We start from the raw sequence: 21,253 nt of genomic DNA, 5'->3' as shown, positions 1-21,253 counted from the left end.
CTAAGGGTAGGTTTATTTTCCATTACTTGGGAAGCTTTTGTTTTTGGCAAATTCAAAGGTAGTTTCGGCATTATCGTTTAGTACGATGTACGCATCGAATTTCTTTCCTGACCTGCTTTTCATTCCTTTAATGAGTGAAGTTGTACCCTTGCTGACAAGACTTTTAATATTGTCTATACTGATTTGCGCACCGCAGACATTGCGGAACTGTATCCAGTTGCAAGTCTCTTCAGGACACTTTACTATTTTGTCACGTATGATAAGTTGTTGGCTTTTACATTTAGGGCAGATGAGGTCTGGCAAGTTATTTTTGGCAATTGGGGTCTGCAACAATTCATTGGCAATAGATGCAGCGTAATTTTCCGTTTGCTTTTGAAATTTTCCTGCATCTGATTCGTTGTTTTCGATTTTTTCCAATGCAAGTTCCCATTGGGCAGTCATCGCCACATCTGCTATTTTTTTTTCTTTGACCAATTCGTATACCAATAATCCCTTTTCGGTTGGTACCAGAGATTTCTTTTCCCTATTTATGTAATTACGGGTAAACAATATTTCGATAATTGATGCCCTTGTAGCTGCAGTGCCGATACCTAAATTTTGCAAAACCTTTCGCTCACCTTGATTTTCAATATCATTTCCGGCACTTTCCATAGCTGACAAAAGGCCTGCTTCAGTGTAAAGCACAGGTGGTTTGGTTTTCTTTTCCAGAACGGAAGCTTCTTTTATTTTAATTTCATCGTCCTTTTTCAGCTCAGGCAAATCCATTACATGTTCTGTATCATCATCGAGGAAACTGCCTCTAATGGAACGCCACCCGGATTCTATAATCTTACAGCCTTTTGATGTAAAATCATAATGCAGTACCTGTAAGTCGACATCAGTTATCTCTTTGATGCAGGGTTGTGAAACGGCTTCGAGTAATCGAAAGGCAATCATATTATAAATCGCATTTTCCTTTGGATTCAGGGCTGATGGCATTTTATCAGTAGTTAATAATCCATGATGGTCAGTGACACGCAAATGGTTCACGATATGTTTATTAAAACGGCGCCATTTCATTTGAGATAGGTTTTGTTTAATATTTTCCCTCTTTTGTAAAGCTCTTACAAGATTAGGAATCTCTGCCCACATATCTTCAGGAATGTATTTGCTTGCGGTACGTGGGTATGTGATAAATTTCTGTTCGTAAAGGCTCTGGGAAATGTTGAGGGTTTCTTCTGCAGAAAGGTTTAATTTTTTATTGGCTTCTTTTTGCAGGCCGGTAAGGTCGAACAATAAAGGCGGCTGCTCTGTAACGCTTTTGGTCACTTGGGATGTAATTATTGCCGTTTGGTTTCGCGCAATGGCTTTCAACACATCAGCGGCTAGTTTTTTGTCTTCCCATTTGATTTTTGAGATACTTTTAAAATCTATCATTTCTTTGTTATGGGACAACTGTATCTGCCAGTAATTTTTTACTTTGAAACTCCTGTTTTCCAGATAGCGTTTGCATATTAAAGCTAATGTAGGTGTCTGCACTCTTCCGAGTGAATAAACCCCGTTTGCTAATGCAATGGAGAGCGCTTGTGTGGCATTGATGCCCACTAGCCAGTCGGCACGGCTCCTGGCTTGTGCTGCCTGATATAATCCGTCAAATTCTTTTCCGTCTTTGAGATTATCAAAACCTACTTTAATGGCTTTTTCAGTAAGGGAGCTTATCCAAAGTCGCTTAAAGGGTTTATTGCACTTCAAGTATTCGTATATATACCTAAAAATAAGTTCGCCCTCACGTCCTGCATCGGTGGCGACAATAATATTATCGCTGTTGTCAAAGAGCTCTCTAATGATTCTTAGTTGTTTTAGCGCTCCTGTATCTACAGAATCCCCTTGATTTTTACTGACCTTTCTGACAGTCAGTAAAAAAGGGTTTGGAAGTATTGGCAGTGATGCTTTGTCAAATCCTGTGATGCCGTAATCTTCGGGCATCCCTAATCCTACAAGATGGCCCAGTGCCCATGTAACAAAATAGCCGTTACCTGTCATGTAGCCATCTTTCTTTTCGGTGGCTCTGATTATAACGGCTATTTCCCTTGCTACACTGGGCTTTTCTGCAATAATTGTTATCATATTTTATTACATTTTACGCCCTTTTGATTTAGCAGTTGAGTTAGATTCTTCTTGTTGTTCCTGTTGTTTCTTGTCATCAGGATTTGTCTGACCTGATTTTAATGGCTCCTTTATGTTCTTAGTAGCTTCATTAGTTTTGCCTTCGGAATTGACAGCGGTCTGCGTTTTATGGGCTTCAGAAGGTTTTATCTGTTCTTTGATTTTATTTGGATTTTGAAATGAAAAATCTGTTTTATTGGTTTCCTTGTTGTAGGTGATATATCCATTGTATTCTTTTCCTTTTTTATCCACTAAGCCGCTGATATAAACCGTCTGACCATCTTTGAGCTTTTGGTATTGCTCATTATTGAGCTCCTTATCTCTAAAGTTTTTAGGTGCTCCCTGAGTTTGGTTCTGCTGATTGCCTTGTGTCTGTTGATTAGAATCATTTCGGTCAAAGAGAAATTCAACAAAACGTTTATCTGCATTGAATTGCACAGATGCATCAAAGGCTGTTCCTTTCTTGGAAACCATTCCTTCTAGAGCAAGCGGCTTCCCTTCCAGCAAGGTTTGCTTTTGCTCTTCACTCAGCTTAATTCCTTTAATTTCATCGGGAATTTTAATGAAATCCGTGCGCAGTGCTATCACCTCATTGGTCAGCCTGTCTATACTGATAATGGAGGGCATGATCTCATTGTTTTTCGGATTGGTGAGATCTACTACGCGTCCCATATTGCCTGTTTGCAGCAGATTGTCTTTATCTTCCTTGCTGAACTCGTGACCGAAAAAAGGATAATTCAGGTTAGGTTCTTTTCGGATGCCATGAATGGCCAATACGACCTGTCCTTCGTCATTTTGTTTGAGGGATAAGCGGGCATCCATTCTGGTAACGGCAGTACCAAGGTTAAGGCTGACCGGTACAAGCTCATTTGTTTTGTATCCCTTTAGGAGCGGATCAAGAAGGCTCATTTTTTCAAGTTTTTCTTTGCTTAAACCCAAATGGTTTAATGTTTCCCAATCGATCTGTTCCGGTTTGTATTTGTATTCACTTGTTTCCGGATTTGTCTGTGCTGTTTCCATATTAATTTCTTTTTTTTGTTTATAATCTTTTACTTCGTGCTGTTTCATTAATTGCTCACCTTCAGGTGTAGGATGATCTAAATGTTTCTGCATCTCTTTTGAAGTATCAACAGCCAGCAGAGCAGGGATTTTGAAGAAAGAAAAATTAGTTGGGTTCTTCAGTTGGCTGAAAAAATTTGAAAAGAAATTGGAAAACACATCCCCGTGCTTGTCTACCCGCATAAATTGATTCTGATTTTTGTGGGTCGGGTCAACAGTTTCTAGATTACCATTTTGGTCAATGCCTTTTACCGCCATGATTTTCTTTTTCTCTTTGTCGAATACCAGCAGTATATCTGATAACTCTTCAGGAGTATTTAGTGTATCTTTAATTTGTTGGCTCATGATCTTTAATTTTAAATTCAATTGCGAAATTAAAAGGTGAAAAGTAGCTCACTAAAAGCTGGAATCTATTGGCCTTATTTTTCACTCCTTGGCGTATGTTTTTGGCATTCGGACATTGATACTTTCTCTGATGAACTGGTGTACATCCGATAGTTTATAATATATTTTTCCGCTGATTGTATAATAGGGCAGCTTACCGATTGATCGGTAACGCTGGAGTGATCTCCCGCTTATTTTAAGCATCTGCAATATATCTTGATTATCCAATAGCTCTTCACCGTCAACACTTCCGCGTTTTTTTTCAAGTTCACTGATATGCGCGCTCAAAAGATCGAAACGTTCTATGATGCGTTCCATCCAGGAAATGAATTCCATTCTGTCTATATTCATGGCTGTGTGTTTTACATTACTGATGCAAAATTGCTAATGGCAAAAGTTTTTCATTGCCAATATCAGCCAATGTAAAATGCTGTTTTATGAAAATTTTAACGAAATAAAAATTACGATGAGTTGTTGATTTACTGGGGTAAGTGAGCATATAGAAGTAATTATATGCTAGTAGTTATTTAATGCCAATTGCATCTCATTGGCAAGAAAATTGCAAGTTTGAAAAAAAAATTAGACCTCTTTCTCCATGTGCTGTTTAAGCGATAATTTCAGCTGATCCAGAAAAATACTTTTGCTGTCAGCCCTGTCTTTCATTCTATGGAAGGCATGATGAACATCGCCGAGCTGGATCCTGAAAAGCAGCTGGAAAACCATGCTGATTTTACGGATGCCGGCTTTTCCATGAGAAATACTGCCTGATGCGTGAAGTGCGTAAATTAATTCGATCAGAGCATTCTTTGAATCTGTCCAGAAAAAGTCTCTGTTTGCTGTATTTCCGTCTGAAAAAATGGCGGTCTGCTGGGTATCAGGTTCAATTTTAGAAACGAGGTAACTGTGAAGCAGTTCGTTGGCAATTATGCGGGCTACCTTATAATCATAATAGGTGGAAAATTGAGTGTCAATTTCAAAAACAAAACTATTAACTCCTTCATGAAGGTCTATTTTTCCCCGACAAAAGAAATGATGGTCCCATTCGGTTCTTCCCGTGCGATAATAGCGATAAAAATCAGTGTTATAAAAGTGCTCTTTATATTCCTGCTTGAGGAGATTAAGCTCATTGGAAAAATATTTATGATGCATTTTTCCCGTTACAACCGGGCAGGATGCTTCAATTCGGAAAACTTTATTATAGAAAATCAGTTTTCCCAGTATTTGGGGTTTGATACTTTTGAAAAAATTAATCTCTTCATTTTCATCGGAGAATCCTTTTTCTAAAACATTTTTTTTAACCGTACTAAGCAAGTTTCGAAGCACGGTAGTCATGTGGTAGGATTTTTCAATTATATGTTCAGGGTCTAAGCTGAATTCCTGTTCTGCTTTTCGAATAACCTGAAGTGCGTTCTCACATGTCGATCTTATCATGGCAACAGAATTTAGATTTATTTGAACAAGTAAAAGCATGGGCATTGCTGCCCAGATACATTATGACGTAACTTTTCGTTGAAAATTAAAATGTATTATATCAGCGTGCAGTATTGGTTTCATTCTGCAGTGTCTGCATTAATTCCATAGCGTAGTTATCCCGGGCTTGTACGTAAGCGACCTTGGGTATTATAGAAGCGCCAAGTTTTTTCTTCTCAAAGCTTGCCGATATGCCGAAATCGATTCGTCCAATTTCAAGCTCTCGTGCTCTTTTCATTGTTTGGTACAAAAGCTGTCTGTACAAGTTGAAGCCATCACCAGAAATGTAGTCCATGCCGATAAGTTCAGGTACATATACATTTCCTGAATTTTTATAGCAGAACATTATCCCAACGAAATTTTTTTCAGGGGCATCTTTAAAGGTAAGAATTATAAACTCCCAGTTTGGACAGCTGTTCATATTTTCAAATACTTCCCTTTTGTATGTAAAGGTATTTATAGCAAGATTGCGTTCCTTTACGTTGCAGTATAGCTGGTACGCCCTGTTTATTTCTTCTTTGTTGAGGCAATCTTTTATTTCAACAGCATAGAATTTTTCGTAAGGCAGTATTTCCCGATTGAAATGCTGGCGTGAACGCGTAGAAAGCAGGGAACCATAATTCTCAATTGCCGGGAAGTTTTTATTTTCAATAACACATGATTCTGGCATATCGATTCTGAAATACCCTTGGTTTCTAATCATTTCATCTAAGTGAAATCCGGTTTCAAAATCACGCAGAACGAGCATGTCGGCATCCAGCGAATTGTATGATTCCTCAAGCTTATTTAATAGCATTGTCATTGAATGCTCTGCCAGAGGATGATCCTTGTCGATATAGCAATGCAGTCCCTCAGTAAATAATGAGCCGGTGCTTAATACTTTGGAAGTCATATGCATGGGATCTGTTTTTCTAATTTCTTCAATGTGCCTTGATACAGATTCTGTAGCCAGCATATCATCTTTCCAGATCCCCAATGTACAGTAGGTCATTAAAACCACTTGCATGTTCTGGTCACGGATAATATAATAGAAAAAATCCCATTTATTCCCAGGATCCTGAGCGTTTGCGAAAGTCTGCTCGAGATACTGCATTCCTTCCCAATCCAAAATATTATGAGTACCCAGATATTTGTTCCATTCCTGCTTGTCTATGTTCGTTATTGTTGCTGTCTCTTCAATCTGCAGCAGCTCAGTTTGCTGTTTTATAACAGGTACCTTCGTTTTGATGTCCATTCTAAAAGCCTGACGTATTTTTTGGTCACTGCTTCCGGTTTCTTCAACTGCTTTGTGAAAGTGGTGATCCATTGCACGGGCTAGATCTGTTATATCTTTAATTTTATTATGCGCAGATATCGTGATACGGATTCCGGTATTTTTTATGGGTACTGCCGGATAGATACCAAGGTTGAGATAAAAACCTTCTGAATAGAGGCGCTTGGTAAAATTATAAGCAGTAGCGGGTGTCCCCATTCCCAGAAAAAAAACGGGGGAGTCGTTATCAGAGACCAGAGGCAGGTTGCTGTTTGAAAGGAGCTCGCCGAAATGGGCTGTTTTTTTTGAAAGTTCAGTTTGGTGGCTATAGATTTCCGCAGAGAGATGTATGTCGCAGGATGCGATTGCAGCGGCAACTGATGCAGGTTCAAGCTGAGCGGAGAAGGTAAGGGGACCGCCAAAAGTTTTAATCTTTTCGCGTAATTTACGATCGGTGCAGAAAAATGTTGCGCCGCTAGCACCAAAAGTTTTGCTCAGCGTGCTGACAACCACAATATTTTCTTCTAACGTTCCAATACTGTCAAAGATAAAACCTGTTCCATTTTTTCCTTTCCAGCTCATTCCATGGACATCATCAAAATAGAGGTGGAGCTGCGGATACTTTCGGGTAAGGTTCAACAGCTCCTGTACTGGCGCATAATCGCCGTACATTGAATAAACACCATCCGCCATGTACCAGATTTTCCCCGATTTCCCCTGCATCATTCGAATTTTGTCCTCCAGCATTTCGAGGTTGTTATGGCGTATCATCTCCACTGGTATTCCCCTAAGCTTAAGAATCTGACAAGCATTCTGCACACTCCAATGAGCCTGATGATCAATAATAACGGCATCTTCATCTCTTATCAGGGTTGGGATGATTGCCATATGTCCAAGGGTACTGTTCTTAGTTATGATTGGCTTTATACTGTACATCTGCTCAATCTTGCTTTCCAGTTCCGCATATAAGGGATGGGAAAGATAAGTTTTAGAAAGCGGGAACTGCGTTCCATAATTAGTAATGGCGCTTATTGCTGCCTCTTTTAGCCGTTTGTCCTGTTCGAGTCCAAGATATCCTGTAGTTCCAAAATGGAGCATTTCGTTTCCGTTAATTTTTATGCTTCGCCCATTGAGATATTCACCTTCAGCGTAAAGGTGTAATATACCTTTTTCTTTTGCATTTGAAAAAACGGTATCGACTGTATCAATAAAATTGTTGTGTTTTATTTTTGCCATTTTTTATAAGGTTTTTAAGTTTTAGAATTATTATTTTTTAAATGTTTGAAAAACAGACATCTAAAATTCCTTATAAAAATTGAAAGTACTTTTATTGACAGATATTTTACTCCCAATTTGGCAAGGGTAATTCCCGATTTAACAACAAATCAGTATGTTTTGCAAGAAATAATCCACAATTGACAATTAGAATGTTTCTTAATCTTTATATTTTTGTTAAATTACAACCCTTTATTTAAAAACTGATAGGACATGATTGCGGCACATGAATCTTATGAGAATCGAAATGCGCGGTTTTGGATTGAAAAAGGAATTCTTTTTTTCGAATATAAACCCAATACTGCAATTGATTTAGAAGTGGCTATGCGTGTTGTAGCTGACAGGATTGCATTTCAAAATGAGAGACTTCTTCCTGTCTTGTGTGATACCAGGGGCATAGCGTCCATCGACAAAGCAGCCAGAGACTACCTTGCTAAATCCGGATCTCTGCTTGCAAAAGCAGTCGCATTGATTGGCAGTGAAAACGTTTCCATGACGATGAGCACTTTTTATCTGGAAATCAGCAAGCCCTCTGCGCCAACAAGAATTTTTACTATTGAGCAGGAGGCACTGGATTATCTTAAAGGTTTCCTCTAGAAAAAGATCTAACTGGGCAGATATATATAAATAAATCACGACCGATGAAGAGACCCCACAATCGCAAGCGGCTACTATCCATGCACAAGATGTTATTTGAGATAGCACGGGGCAACTTCAATGGTCATATTCCTCTGAGTAGTTATGACGATGAAATTGAAACTCTGGTGGTTCTGGTAAACATGGTCGCCGAAGAACTTAAAGAGTCTGCCTTTCATTCCGGTTTTGTGAATCCTTATATTACCCACAGGATGATAACTCCTGCAACTTTTATTTTAGATGAAGACCATTCCATAAAAAATGTAAATCAGGGCGCCTTGGAAATTTTGGGTTATAATGCAGCAGAAATGCTCCGACGCCCTATACAGGATTTCTTAATCGATGACTTCAGCAGTATGTCTGACATTGAGAGAAAAGAATTGGAAGAAATGCTTTTATCAGGTGAGATCATTACACTGAATTTCATAACATTCAAAAAGCTGATTGTAACCGCCGAGTGTTCGGTATCGAGATTGTCTGACGGTAAGTTTACCGTTCTTAGTTTTGTAGCCCCCTTTCTCCAGCCTAATGAAACTGCTTCGGAATCATTTGAAATTAATTTAAGCAGGCATTCTAATTTAAAACGAACTGATGCGCGACTTATACAGCGGGTTTATGATTATGTACTGGCGAATTTGACTGAGCCATTGCCCTCCGTTAAGGAACTGGCAAGACAGTTTGGTACAAATGATTTTAAACTCAAAGATGGATTCAGGCATTTTTTCCATACAAGCGTCTACAAGTTTTATACAGAGCAACGTCTAAAAAGGGCTTACCTTATGATAGAGCAGACCGATATTCCGCTGAAGAATATTTCCTTTATGAATGGTTTTAACAGCTATCCTAATTTTTCTAAATCATTCAAGAAGCAGTTTGGATTTTCTCCTAAAGAACTCGGCAGAGGTAAAGCTGGTGGTTTTTTGCCATTGGATCACTTTAATCCTTCATAATTAATTTTTGATCCCGATAGTACAAGTGTTATGGTTTTGGATTTCAGAATTTTACATTATTGAATTCAAATCGACTACTTATGATACTGAATACGAAAATCGGATTGAAAAAAAATATTGTAGAGATAATTTGCCTGCTTTATCTATTATTGTTTGCATATGCAGCCACAAGTAAAGCCTTGGATTTCGAAAAGTTCCAGGTGGAGCTTGGGCAGTCTCCTTTATTGAGCGCGTTTGCAGACTGGATTTCTTGGACGGTACTAATTGTGGAGTTTCTAATAGTTTTTTTTCTGATAATTACCAAGACAAGAATGAAAGCATTATATGCTGGATTTTGCTTGATGGCAATGTTTACTGCATACATTTTTATAATGTTAAATTATAGTTCATTTCTTCCATGTTCCTGTGGTGGGATACTGGAGAAAATGAGTTGGCAGCAACATTTGTTCTTCAATGTTTTCTTTTTGATAATAGGGGGCATAGCACTTTCATTACATAATAGCTTTGTAAAAGATAAAAGCAATTTCATTGAATTCTACAATATTAAGTTAGTTTTAGTTGCTTTAGCAAACAGTGTCATTGTTCTAATTTTATTTCTTTCTTCAGAGCAAATAATGCAGCGTCAAAACCCCTTTATTCGGCGTTATCCACATCATCCTGTTACATTAAAACATACAGTGGATTTAAAATACAATTCTTATTATTTTGCAGGATCGGGAAACAGTCAAGTATATTTGGGAAATTCAACAGTGCCGTTATATTTATTATCTATTGATTTCAAACTCCAACAGCAAAAGATACATGTAAAATTAGATCGGGACAGTTTTACTTTTAAATCGATCAGGCTAGCTGTTCGTCCTCCTTTCTTTTATGTAATTGATGGTAAAACCCGAGTGATTTTTAGAGGTCATATCAGTGATTGGAAGGCTAGATTACAAAAGCCTAAATCGCCATACTTCAATATCGCCATACCGATTGATAGTAGTACAATTGCATTTAGGGGAATCAGCAACAATACTAATATATTAGGATTTTTCACGACAGGAGAGAAAGCCAAGACAAATATGGCGCCACAGTTATTGCAAAAGCAAATTGATGGAATTTTCGATACGGATGGTATGTTACATTACAGTACAGAGCTGAAAAGAATTGTATACATATACAGCTATAGAAATGAATATATAGTGGCAGATCAAAACGGGGTATTGGACTATCGAGGAAACACAATTGATACCGTTTCACATGCACAAATTAAAGTAGCATATCTCAAAAACAAAACAGAACGTACAATGGGAATTCCAACCATTAGTGTAAATGCTGCTAGCAGCATCTGCGGTCATCTTCTTTTTGTGAATTCCAATGTTCCAGGTCGATATGAAAAAAGAAAAGTTTGGGATCAGGCATCTGTTATTGATGTATATGATCTAATTAAAAAGACATACCTGTTTAGTTTCCATATTTATGGAATTGATGGAAAAAAAATTAGGAATTTCTTGGTTACTCCAGACTATATATATGCTCTTATTGATACCAAATTAGTGATGTATAAAGTAAACAATAAATTAAAAAATGAGATGACAAATATACCTGAAGAAGGATGATGATACACTTAAAAATATACTAGCGCATGTATCAGGAATCAGATCGAACACCTGTAGAAAAAAGTAGATCACATTAATTTTTAAAATTTAATATTATGAAAACAATTGTAAAAAAAGCTGTGCCGATGGCCATTTTTGTACTTGGAATTTCTGGAGCATTTTTCACTTCATCGATGCAGAGTGCAGAGAAAGCAGATGATATCATATTAGGATATCGAGATACACCTCAAAACCCATGTAGTATGCCTATTACCTGTTCAGATCAGGAAAATGAGGTTTGTCGTGTTTCTTATCTTCCTGCCGGAGAGCAGGTATTTGCAAAGGATGAACAAAGTCAAACCACTTGTTCAGAAGTAGTATATCGTCCTTAATAATTAATTATTTTAGGAATGTATATTATAGGAATGTAATGCAGTTCTTTTGGAACTGCATTACTATTTTATACATTATTGCAAGCCATCTTTTATCCATGATGCAGGAGGTAAATCTTTTAGTTTATAGTCAAACCAGTCATGTATTCGCATCGATAAGTCTTTCTGATTTAAAGGTTTTAAAATAGTATGTCCTTCTTTTGGATAAACTAACATAATATGCTCTTTATTTAATCGATGCAGGGCCAAATAAAGTGCTGTACTTTGATTCCAGTTCATTTGTTTATCGCTTTCTCCTGTCCATGAAAGAAGTGGGGTTGTTATATTTTCTGCATGTTCAATGGGTGAATTGCTACTATAACCTTCACGATCATCAAACAATGATTTTCCCATACGCCACTGCTGATTTTCAAAACGCCATATATTAGATCTGCCTGTAGCTCCAACTGTAAGATAGAAATTTGTCAGGTCTGAAGCGCCACTTCCTGAAACAGCGGCTGCAAATAGATCAGTTTGTGTAATAATAAAATTGGTTTCATATCCTCCAAAAGAATGTCCGATAAGACCGGGTTAATTGTATCTATTTGGTAAACAGTAGATTACGGGCAAAAAAAAACGGAACAAAAGATGATATTTCTCTTTTGTCCCGAGTAGTGACCTCGACTGGATTCAAACCAGTAACCTTCTGAGCCGTAATCAGATGCGCTATTCAGTTGCGCCACGAGGCCTTTTTGTTATCAATTAGCTATTTTTTTGTAGCTTTGTTGATTGCTTATTGCGGGTGCAAAGATAGGCATAAATGTGAGATAAACAAGCAAAAAATAACATTAAATTAAAAAAAAATGAAGATTGAAAATTATGTGCGTGATATTCAGGGATTTCCGAAAGAAGGAATTTTGTTTAAAGATATAACTCCACTGTTAAATGACCCTGATGCAAGGAAAAAATGCTTATCTATTTTAGTCGAATCTTTAAAAGGACAGAAAATTGATAAAGTAGTTGGAGCAGAATCTCGCGGTTTTTTCTTCGGAATGTTATTGGCGCAGGAGTTAAATGCTGGTTTTGTCCCTGTACGTAAGCCTAAAAAGTTACCTTATGATACAATTTCGGCTTCATATGAATTAGAATATGGCACAGATACTTTAGAAATGCATAAAGATGCTATACAAAAAGGAGATCGTGTTTTAATTCATGATGACGTATTGGCAACAGGTGGTACAGCGAAAGCTGTTTGTGATCTTGTTACTGAATTGGGCGGCGAGATTGTGCAGTGTAATTTCTTAATGGAACTTTCTTTCTTGAACGGAAGGGAAAAATTAAAGGATAATCCTATATTTGCGGCTATAACTTATTAGCCTTTTGCAAATGAAATTATTTTACCCTCTGGCATTACTTGTTTTACTTTCTTCTTGTAATAAAAATGAAAAAACAGAAAAATTACCAAGTAAATCACTGTCAAAAGAAAAAATAGTCGAGAAAACTAGTGATAAATCTTTAAATCAAAAATTCAAAAGTACTTTAAGACCGAATCAGGATTTAGAATTGCATAAGGTATACACCGATACGGTTCAATTTATTGAATACAATACCGATTTTGATTATTTTTTTATTGATGTAAAAAAGGGAAATGATATTGCTGGTTTGAATACCAATAGCGACAACATAAATTTTAATCGCGGTGATGTGCTAGAGGTGAAATGGAAAATAGACAGCATTTTTATAGCTGGTGATGGAGAAAGGCTCGATTTTGCAGAATGGCTTGTTAGTGCAAAGAAAATTAAAGATGGCAACGTAACACTCTTTAAAAAGAAATACAAAAAACCAATAAAGTTTTATTTTAGCGATGAGAATATGTCTGATTGGTATAAAGACCATTTATATACTCTTGTTGAATATTATGTAGCAAATTCTAAAAATGAGCTTTTAAAATCACATATCGAAAATCCTTCGCCAGACGAAGAATTGAGTTATTCTATAGAAGATCGCGAACGCAACGGAAGATCATATACCGTATTAGGTTTGGCTAATGAATTTGAACACAGAACAAGCGTATTTCAATGGTTGTATGTTGATAAAGAAACTAAAAAACTCTATGAGTATGATTTAGGAAACGACAAATTAATAGAGTTTCCTTAAAAAGGTTTTACATCGGTCAAACAAAAACAATTTTGTGTTTAATGGCATAGAGTACCAATCCGATTCGGGTTTTTATTTCAAGTTTGTCAAAAAGTGATTCTCTGTAACCGTCTATCGTTTTTGGGCTTAGGCACATTCGCGAAGCGATTTCTTTGTAAGTCATTTCGGTGCAGGCGTGTTTTATAAACACAATTTCTTTTTCTTTTAAACCGATTTTTTTATTGTCGCCGCCTACTTTGTTAATAAGCATTCCAGAAACCAATTCGGTAAAATAAAATCCCTTTTCGAGAACGCATTCTATGGCATCTTTAAATATTTCTGGTGAAGTGTCTTTTAGTAGATAGCCTTTAGCACCGTTGGTAATCATTTTTATAATGATTTCTTCATCATCATTTACGGATAATGCTATTACTTTCAAATCGGGTCTGTTGTCTTTAAGCCATTGCATCGTGCTTAAACCGTCAAAAACGGGCATATTGACATCGAGTAAAATAAGATCTATTACTGCAGAAGGATTTTCTTCGAGATAATCAATAAATACTTTTCCATTTTCAAAACGTTCTATGACTTCGTGATCACCAAAACTTTTAATCAGCAATTCTAATGACTGCGAAAAAAGCAGATGATCATCAACAATTATAATTTTACTTTTAGAGTTAGTCTTCATCACATTGAGTTAAAGGGTATTCAATAGTTACGCTTGTTCCAGTTTCGTCCGATTCCATAATTAATTTAGCTCCAATTAGTTTGGTTCTTAATTTCATGTTATTTAAGCCCAAACCTGAATTCGATTTATTGAGATCGTATCCGATTCCGAAATCTTTTAATCTTAATCTAAAAACCTTAGCCGTAGTTTCTATATGAACATCAAATAAATCACTTCTCGAATGTTTTAAGCTATTATGAAGTGCTTCTTGAAAAATTCTATAAATAATTAATTCATGTTCTTCATGTATAGTTGGTACAATTCCGATTTGATTAAAATGGTATTTGATTTTCTTTAGTTTTTTAATTCTCTCCAGATCCTGTTGAATTGCTTCCAGAAAATTGTTTTGAAGCAAATTATCTTTATTAATGATTCTAGAAAGAATTCTAAGTTCGTCTAATGATTTGGCTAAGACTTCTTTAAGGTCTTTTAATTCTTTTATCTGCACCGTTTTATTGTTGATAGAAATATTAAGTTGCATAATAGCCACAGAAATAATCTGACCAATATTATCGTGCAGTTCTTTACTGATTTCAGAGAGCGTTTGGTCCTTAATTTCAATTCGTGTTTTAATTAATTCGGATTGAAAATAAAGCTCAGATTCCATTTTATCGACCAAATATCGATTCTTCTTCTTTAAAAAATAAAAAAAAAGGATCAACAGCGTAACCAGTAAAGTAAAAAAAACAATACCAAGTGAAATAACTAATAATTGTATTTCTTTTCGCTCCATAAAAATCCAATAATGTAGCAGGCGTATGCCAGAAAATTTAAAATAAACAAAACAAGACTAAAAACAGATTCGTCTTGTTTGATTAAGAACCAGTCAATGGCAAGCATAAAAGGAGTAAAAGGTACATGAAACACCAATATTCCTAAAACGTACCAGAAAAAAACAGATCGTTTAAAATTTAAAATTTTGTCCGAATTAAAAATCTCAATTAAATACAAGCAAGATAAAATTACGATCAGTACAACGCCTATTGCAAAGCTGTAAGTAAAGGATCGATTGGTGTTCTCTTTAAAATAAATCATATTTAAAAAGAAGGCGATGATAAATAGAAGGAGGCAGAAAATCGCAGCCGTTCTATAATTTATTTTTTGTAATAAACTGCGAATAAGTAAGATGTAGGCGATAAAAGATACAAACATATAAAAATTATAGACATAATAGTTTAATAGTCCTGTCCAATATGTAAAATAATATCCTACAATTTCTATAAGAATCGAAAACCAGATAAAAAGCACTAAAAATCTGGCTTTATAACCAGGAAGTTTTGGCAATGAGAGTAAACCAACGATTCCTGATAATAAAGCCAGATAAAGAATATAAGATCTTAAAAATTCAAACATAGTTTTTAATATGATAAGCTAGGTGGTCTTCCGATGTTTCCGTAATTCATTGGTTCTAAACTTTGAATATCAGAAGATGATTCTTGGGCCATAGCAAAACTTTGAATTTTTGCAGTGTCTGTTTGGGCTTTTTTTCCAGTCGGAACCAGAAATAAAGTCGTTAGACCTGCTTTTTCGCCATGTTTTTCATCATCTGGATAAACTCCAAAATAAAAACGAATTCCGTCTACATTGTAACCATCTTTCGCGCCGTTAGTTTTAATATAATGAATGTAATTTTCTAATTCTTCCAAAGAATACCAGATTGCGTTGGCATCTTCTTTTTGTCCTTTTGCTGTTGCAAGTGAAGCTCTTTTTTTGTTGTAATTCACATTTAGCTGTCTTGCAAACTCTTTTGTGATTAACTGATTTGGTTTTGATGGAGGATTTTTCATGGTTTATTTGGTAATTAATTGGTTATGATTTTAGTTAACTGTCGTTTTTTGACTGATGCGGTGACAAAATTATTTGAAACCTAAAATCGGAACAAGGGGAAATATACCCTTTTTTGTAGCGGTAAATTTATTAATTAAATTGGGTTAAAATACTGTTATTTAATGTTTTTGTTTTTATATAGCTTTGTGTATCAGTTTGTAAACAAAAAAAATCATGAGAACAATTAAGCTAGGAGTGAAGTCGCCGGAAGTTTATTATTTGAATGAGCTTCTTTCAAAATTGAAATATAATGTAGTAGTTTCAGATTATTTTGGAACCGAAACCGACAAGGCTGTAAAAGATTTTCAATTAAAAAACAGTCTGGTCGTAGATGGAGTTGTGGGAATAAAAAGCTGGTCTGCGCTTCTTGAAAAAAGCAAAAACGGGTTTGCCTCAAATGTTAAATTACTTTCAGAACAAGATTTGATCGATTTTGCAAAGCAGTTTGGTTTAGAACTAGCCGTTGTAAAAGCGGTTAACGAAGTAGAAAGTAATGGAAAAGGATTTTTGATTGATGGTCGTCCGAAGATTTTATTTGAAGGACATATTTTTTGGAAAGAATTGGAGAAAAGAAGTATCAATCCAAAAACGTATGTTAACTCGAATACGCAGGACATATTATTCGAAAAATATACTAAGAAATATTATGTTGGTGGTACTGCAGAATATACAAGACTAAATAAGGCTCAAAATCTGGCTCAGGATAAAAGATTTGTCGACGCGGCAAATAGTTCGGCTTCTTGGGGTCTTTTTCAAATTATGGGCTTTAATGCAGTTTCAATCGGTTACAAAACAGTAGATGAATTTGTAGAAAAAATGAATCTAAACGAAGGAGAACAATTAAAAGCTTTTGGACTATTTCTTCAAAAAAACAATCTTATTCCGCTTTTAAAAAGTAAAAATTGGGCTTCGTTTGCTTTAAAATATAACGGACCTGCATATAAAACCAATAAATACGACGAGAAACTGGCAAAAGCATATGCTAAATATGTACGATAGCGCTTTTGCTTCAGGTTTTGAAGTTTCATGTTTGAAGCTTCCGGTAAAACCAGCTTAAACGCAATATCGATAGATTTTTTACAGCATAATCTATAAAAACAAAGTTCGCAAAGCTTTGTAAAAAAAACTTTGCGAACGTTGCGTAATCCTTAGCGTTCCTAGCGGTTAAACATGAAACATGAAACATGAAACAAAAAAAAACTATCTTAAACTTGCACCAAGTTCTGTCTCGAAAGTCTGTTGCAATTTAGACATGATTTTGTCAATTTGAGAATCAGTCAATGTTTTTGTATTATCTTGAATCGTAAAACTTAAAGCATACGATTTTTTACCCTTTGGAAGTTTGTCTCCTTGATACACATCGAATAAATTAACGTCTTTTAAAAGCGCTTTTTCACTTTGTTTTGCCAAGTTGAAAATACTTTCGTAAGTCGTGCTTTCGTCAATTAATAAAGCTAAATCTCTACGAACTTCTGGGTATTTCGGAATTTCGGTGTATTTGATTTTTCCTGTAATGATTTTTAAAACCAAGTCCCAGTTAAAATCAGCATAATAAACATCTTGTTTAATTCCGAAGTGTTTTAAAATCGGTTTTTTAACAACACCAATTTCAACCAAAATATCATTATTGTAAGTAATCGCAGTTCCCTCAGAGAAAACATCAGATTGAACAGGAGCGTTAGAGATTTTCTCAATTCCTAAACGACCTAAAATTGCTTTTACATATCCTTTCAATAAGAAGAAATCAGTTGTTTTTTGTGCGCTTGTCCAGCTTTCCTTATTTCTGTTTCCAGAAATTGTAAGCGAAAGATGTTTGTGCTCTTCGTACCCGTTTAGATATTTATGATATGTTTTTCCGAATTCAAATAATTTTAAATCCGAATTTTTTCTGTTGATGTTATATGAAACCGCTTCTAAAGCAGAAAACAATAAAGACTGACGAAGCGTTGCTAAATCACTGCTCAACGGATTCAACATTGATACGTTGTGCTCTTCTTTTAATGAAGCTGATAATTTAGCGTAAGCTGCAGTAGTAAGCGAATTGGCCATCATTTCATGAAAACCTTGTGAGTTCAATTGAGAGGCAATTACATTTTGTACTTTATAATCTTCTGTTCTTGGTGAGTTGGCAACAGTCGCATTAAATTTCTTAGAGAAGTTAATGTTGTTGTAACCATAAACTCTTAATATTTCCTCGATTACGTCAATTTCGCGCTGTACATCAACACGGTAAGCAGGAATTGTTAAACCTAAACCAGTGTCAGAAACGCTGTTTACTTTAATGTCTAAAGAAACTAAAATCTTTTTGATGGTATCTTTTGGAATTTCCTGACCAATAATTTTAGAGACATGACTAAAATTCAATAAAACAGAAAAATCTTCAACCTTTTTAGGGTAAACTTCTACAACGTCAGAAGTAATTTTTCCGCCGGCAACTTCCTGAATTAAAAGTGCAGCACGTTTTAAAGCATATTCTGTAATTGTTGGATCAATTCCTCTTTCAAATCTGAAAGAAGCGTCAGTGCTTAATGAATGTCTTTTTGCTGTTTTACGAATGCTTACCGGATCAAAATAAGCGCTTTCTAAGAAAATAGTAGTAGTTCCTTCTGAAACTCCTGATTTTTTTCCGCCAAAAACACCCGCAATACAAAGCGGTCCTTTTTCGTCGCAAATCATTAAATCTTCTTTGTGTAATGTTCTTTCAACATCATCCAAAGTCACAAATTTTGTTCCTTCTTCAACAGTTTTCACAATGATTTTCCCGTTGATTTTTGCAGCGTCAAAAGCATGCAAAGGTTGTCCTAATTCGTGTAATACATAATTAGTAACGTCAACAATATTGTTTTTTGGAGTTAATCCGATTGCTTTTAAACGATCTTGTAACCAGCTTGGAGATTCGTGAACAGAAATTCCAGAAATGGTTACACCGCAATATCTTGGCGCCAAATGAGAATCTTCAACATTTACGTCAATTTTTAACGTACGCATATCTACTCTAAAGTTGCTTACAGAAGGTGTAATCAACTCTACGTTTACGCCGCGTTGTAACATTCCAGCTCTTAAATCACGTGCAGTTCCAAAATGACTCATAGCGTCGGCACGGTTTGGAGTTAATCCAATTTCAAAAACTTCATCATTAGTAATCTGAAAAACTTCTGCTGCTGGAGTTCCAGGAACAAGATCTTCCGCCAAAACCATAATTCCGTCATGACTGCTTCCTAAGCCTAATTCATCTTCAGCACAGATCATTCCGTGACTTTCCTGTCCACGGATTTTTCCTTTTTTAATGGTAAATTCGCCGCCGTCTTTATCATATAATATAGTACCAATTGTTGCAACAGGAACTTTTTGTCCCGCAGCAACGTTAGCAGCACCGCATACAATTTGTATAGGAGCTTCAAGACCAATGTTTACAGTAGTAACTTTTAGTCTATCAGCATCTGGATGTTTTTCGCAAGTAAGTACATGTCCTACAACAACTCCTTCTAAGCCTCCTTTTATCGATTGGTATTTTTCGACAACTTCAACTTCCAAACCTAAATCTGTTAGTAATTCTGAAGTCTGCTCAGATGTCCAATCTGTTTTAATAAATTGTTTTAACCAGTTGTAAGATATTTTCATTGTAACTTTTTTATTCTTAAATAAGTTTACAAATATAAGGATTGCGCCTTGTAGAAAGAAAAAATTATTTGGTTTTTTCGTGCTGATTTTTATTTGTAAAAAAATCCTCATCACTAAATTTTTAATAATTTATTTACCAAAATTTTGTCAATAAAATATTATAAGAAGGTTAAAAAAGTAAATGTGTAATTTTTGTGCTACAAGATGAACGAAAAGTGCTATTCTGTTTCTTTTTATGAAACTAAATTTGGTTTAAATCAAAAAAGGAATATTATGAGTACCACAGCAAAAAGACCTGAATTTAAGGCTAAATACGATAATTATATTGGCGGAAAATTTACCGCACCAATAAAAGGAGAGTACTTTGATGTACTTTCTCCAATTGATGGAAAAGTATTTACTAAAGCAGCGCATTCTGGAAAAGAAGATCTGGAATTAGCAGTAGATACAGCTTATGAAGCATTTAAGACATGGGGAAAAACTTCTGTTACAGAAAGAAGTATTTTACTAAATAAGATTGCTCAAAAAATCGAAGACAATTTAGAATACATTGCAACTGTAGAAACAATTGATAACGGAAAACCGATTAGAGAAACCCTTGCTGCAGATATTCCGCTGGCGATAGATCATTTTAGATATTTTGCAGGCGTAATCCGTGCAGAAGAAAGTTCAATTGCAGAATTAGATTCACAAACTGTTTCAATTGCTTTAAGCGAACCTCTTGGTGTTGTAGCGCAGATTATTCCGTGGAATTTCCCGATTCTAATGGCCGTTTGGAAAATTGCTCCAGCACTTGCGGCAGGAAATACAATAGTTTTAAAACCAGCCGAAAGTACGCCGATTTCTATTTTAGTTTTAATGGAATTAATAGGAGACATTCTTCCTCCGGGAGTTTTGAATATCGTAAACGGTTTTGGTGCAGAATTAGGGCGTCCGTTAGTAACCAATAAAAAAGTGGCGAAAGCTGCATTTACAGGTTCTACTACAACAGGACGTTTGGTAATGCAGTATGCTACCGAAAATATTATTCCAGTTACCTTAGAATTAGGAGGGAAATCTCCAAACATTTTCTTCCCTTCGGTTGCAGATCACGATGATGATTTCTTTGATAAAGCGGTAGAAGGCGCCGTATTATTTGCCTTAAATCAAGGGGAAATCTGTACTTGCCCGTCAAGATTGCTGATTCATGAAGATATCTATGACAAGTTTATTGCAAAAGTTATCGAAAGAACCGAAGCAATTGTAGCTGGAAATCCTTTAGATAAATCGACTATGATTGGTGCGCAGACTTCAATTGTTCAGAAAGAAAAAATCATGTCCTACATCAAATTAGGAAAAGAAGAAGGGGCAGAATTATTAACAGGAGGTGACGAAAATAATTTGGGCGGAGAACTAGAAGGCGGTTATTACATCAAACCAACTTTGTTTAAAGGTCATAATAAAATGCGCATTTTTCAGGAAGAAATTTTCGGACCTGTTTTGGCTGTAACTACTTTTAAAACTACTGAAGAAGCCATCGAAATCGCCAACGATACGATGTACGGATTAGGTGCAGGTGTCTGGACGCGTGATGCACACGAAATTTATCAAGTTCCGAGAGCAATTCAATCGGGTCGTGTATGGGTTAATCAATATCATTCTTATCCTGCGGGAGCTCCGTTTGGAGGTTATAAACAATCTGGAATTGGCCGTGAAAATCATAAAATGATGTTGAGTCAATACCGTCAAACCAAAAACATGCTGATATCTTACGATAAAAAGAAGTTGGGGTTCTTTTAAATAGTTAATATGTTGGTTATAAAAGGCAAGTTCCGGCTTGC

General features: G+C 35.8%; 19 protein-coding genes and 1 tRNA gene. 8 read left to right on the top strand and 12 right to left on the bottom strand.

The features are described 5' to 3' along the window. Nucleotides 1–12 precede the first annotated feature (12 nt). The 5 genes from ACFSC2_RS20990 to ACFSC2_RS20970 form a co-directional block, all read right to left on the bottom strand. Nucleotides 13–2,106: a type IA DNA topoisomerase gene (locus tag ACFSC2_RS20990; protein WP_379813010.1), complete on the bottom strand. Its 2,094-nt coding sequence runs from the start codon at nucleotides 2,104–2,106 to the stop codon at nucleotides 13–15. 6 nt (nucleotides 2,107–2,112) lie between these two features. Continuing rightward, a complete protein-coding gene (locus tag ACFSC2_RS20985) occupies nucleotides 2,113–3,549 on the bottom strand; it encodes a DUF3945 domain-containing protein (RefSeq protein WP_379813009.1) in 1,437 nt (478 codons plus the stop codon). Between the two features lie 81 nt (nucleotides 3,550–3,630). Further along, entirely contained in the window at nucleotides 3,631–3,939 is a 309-nt protein-coding gene (locus ACFSC2_RS20980) for a helix-turn-helix domain-containing protein (protein ID WP_281233665.1), read from the bottom strand. Between the two features lie 228 nt (nucleotides 3,940–4,167). Next, entirely contained in the window at nucleotides 4,168–5,019 is an 852-nt protein-coding gene (locus ACFSC2_RS20975) for an RteC domain-containing protein (protein ID WP_465254556.1), read from the bottom strand. A 100-nt stretch (nucleotides 5,020–5,119) separates the two neighbouring features. Next, nucleotides 5,120–7,546: an aminotransferase class I/II-fold pyridoxal phosphate-dependent enzyme gene (locus tag ACFSC2_RS20970; protein ID WP_379813008.1), complete on the bottom strand. Its 2,427-nt coding sequence runs from the start codon at nucleotides 7,544–7,546 to the stop codon at nucleotides 5,120–5,122. A gap of 252 nt (nucleotides 7,547–7,798) precedes the next feature. On the opposite strand from ACFSC2_RS20970, the gene ACFSC2_RS20965 reads away from it, so the two are divergent. From ACFSC2_RS20965 to ACFSC2_RS20950, 4 genes are all read left to right on the top strand, one after another. After that, nucleotides 7,799–8,182: a DUF7793 family protein gene (locus ACFSC2_RS20965; RefSeq protein ID WP_379813007.1), complete on the top strand. Its 384-nt coding sequence runs from the start codon at nucleotides 7,799–7,801 to the stop codon at nucleotides 8,180–8,182. 80 nt (nucleotides 8,183–8,262) lie between these two features. Beyond that, the gene (locus ACFSC2_RS20960) at nucleotides 8,263–9,171 is read left to right on the top strand and encodes a helix-turn-helix domain-containing protein (RefSeq protein WP_379818698.1); all 909 of its coding nucleotides are present in this window, start codon (nucleotides 8,263–8,265) and stop codon (nucleotides 9,169–9,171) included. A gap of 80 nt (nucleotides 9,172–9,251) precedes the next feature. Next, nucleotides 9,252–10,772 (top strand): MauE/DoxX family redox-associated membrane protein, encoded by a 1,521-nt coding sequence (locus ACFSC2_RS20955; RefSeq protein ID WP_379813004.1) that lies wholly within the window; start codon nucleotides 9,252–9,254, stop codon nucleotides 10,770–10,772. A gap of 95 nt (nucleotides 10,773–10,867) precedes the next feature. Beyond that, a complete protein-coding gene (locus ACFSC2_RS20950) occupies nucleotides 10,868–11,143 on the top strand; it encodes a DUF6520 family protein (RefSeq protein WP_281865579.1) in 276 nt (91 codons plus the stop codon). 75 nt (nucleotides 11,144–11,218) lie between these two features. Here the strand turns inward: ACFSC2_RS20950 and ACFSC2_RS20945 are convergent, their stop codons facing one another. Continuing rightward, entirely contained in the window at nucleotides 11,219–11,704 is a 486-nt protein-coding gene (locus ACFSC2_RS20945; RefSeq protein WP_379814297.1) for an alpha/beta hydrolase family protein, read from the bottom strand. A gap of 93 nt (nucleotides 11,705–11,797) precedes the next feature. Then, nucleotides 11,798–11,871 (bottom strand) — tRNA-Arg (locus ACFSC2_RS20940). A gap of 114 nt (nucleotides 11,872–11,985) precedes the next feature. Here ACFSC2_RS20940 and ACFSC2_RS20935 point away from each other — a divergent pair. Together ACFSC2_RS20935 and ACFSC2_RS20930 are read left to right on the top strand one after the other, a co-directional pair. Further along, nucleotides 11,986–12,498 (top strand): adenine phosphoribosyltransferase, encoded by a 513-nt coding sequence (locus tag ACFSC2_RS20935; RefSeq protein WP_379813002.1) that lies wholly within the window; start codon nucleotides 11,986–11,988, stop codon nucleotides 12,496–12,498. A 10-nt stretch (nucleotides 12,499–12,508) separates the two neighbouring features. Then, nucleotides 12,509–13,279: a hypothetical protein gene (locus tag ACFSC2_RS20930; protein WP_379813000.1), complete on the top strand. Its 771-nt coding sequence runs from the start codon at nucleotides 12,509–12,511 to the stop codon at nucleotides 13,277–13,279. A 16-nt stretch (nucleotides 13,280–13,295) separates the two neighbouring features. Here the strand turns inward: ACFSC2_RS20930 and ACFSC2_RS20925 are convergent, their stop codons facing one another. From ACFSC2_RS20925 to ACFSC2_RS20910, 4 genes are all read right to left on the bottom strand, one after another. Further along, nucleotides 13,296–13,946 carry a response regulator transcription factor gene (locus tag ACFSC2_RS20925; protein WP_379812998.1) on the bottom strand — a complete coding sequence of 217 codons (651 nt, stop codon included), beginning with the start codon at nucleotides 13,944–13,946 and terminating at the stop codon, nucleotides 13,296–13,298. Further along, nucleotides 13,936–14,592: a sensor histidine kinase gene (locus tag ACFSC2_RS20920; RefSeq protein WP_379812996.1), complete on the bottom strand. Its 657-nt coding sequence runs from the start codon at nucleotides 14,590–14,592 to the stop codon at nucleotides 13,936–13,938. Before ACFSC2_RS20920 ends, ACFSC2_RS20925 begins: the two co-directional genes overlap by 11 nt. Nucleotides 14,593–14,690: 98 nt before the next feature. After that, entirely contained in the window at nucleotides 14,691–15,338 is a 648-nt protein-coding gene (locus ACFSC2_RS20915; RefSeq protein WP_379812994.1) for a hypothetical protein, read from the bottom strand. A gap of 5 nt (nucleotides 15,339–15,343) precedes the next feature. Then, nucleotides 15,344–15,772, bottom strand: a complete 429-nt coding sequence (locus ACFSC2_RS20910; protein WP_379812993.1) for a hypothetical protein — start codon at nucleotides 15,770–15,772, stop codon at nucleotides 15,344–15,346. Between the two features lie 214 nt (nucleotides 15,773–15,986). Here ACFSC2_RS20910 and ACFSC2_RS20905 point away from each other — a divergent pair, with 214 nt between their 5' ends. Next, nucleotides 15,987–16,811, top strand: coding sequence for an N-acetylmuramidase domain-containing protein (locus ACFSC2_RS20905; RefSeq protein WP_379812991.1), 825 nt, complete (start codon nucleotides 15,987–15,989; stop codon nucleotides 16,809–16,811). 201 nt (nucleotides 16,812–17,012) lie between these two features. Here ACFSC2_RS20905 and pheT read toward each other — a convergent pair whose 3' ends face one another. After that, on the bottom strand, nucleotides 17,013–19,544 hold the full coding sequence (pheT, locus tag ACFSC2_RS20900; protein ID WP_379812990.1) for a phenylalanine--tRNA ligase subunit beta: 2,532 nt from the start codon (nucleotides 19,542–19,544) through the stop codon (nucleotides 17,013–17,015). A 162-nt stretch (nucleotides 19,545–19,706) separates the two neighbouring features. Between pheT and ACFSC2_RS20895 the strand changes: the two genes are divergently transcribed. Further along, on the top strand, nucleotides 19,707–21,212 hold the full coding sequence (locus ACFSC2_RS20895; protein ID WP_379812988.1) for an aldehyde dehydrogenase family protein: 1,506 nt from the start codon (nucleotides 19,707–19,709) through the stop codon (nucleotides 21,210–21,212). Nucleotides 21,213–21,253: the final 41 nt, after the last annotated feature.

The sequence above is a fragment of the Flavobacterium artemisiae genome, from assembly GCF_042678225.1.
Taxonomy (GTDB): Bacteria; Bacteroidota; Bacteroidia; order Flavobacteriales; family Flavobacteriaceae; genus Flavobacterium; species Flavobacterium artemisiae.
Note: the sequence above shows the minus strand (reverse complement) of the source record. Positions and strands in the feature narration are given on the sequence as shown.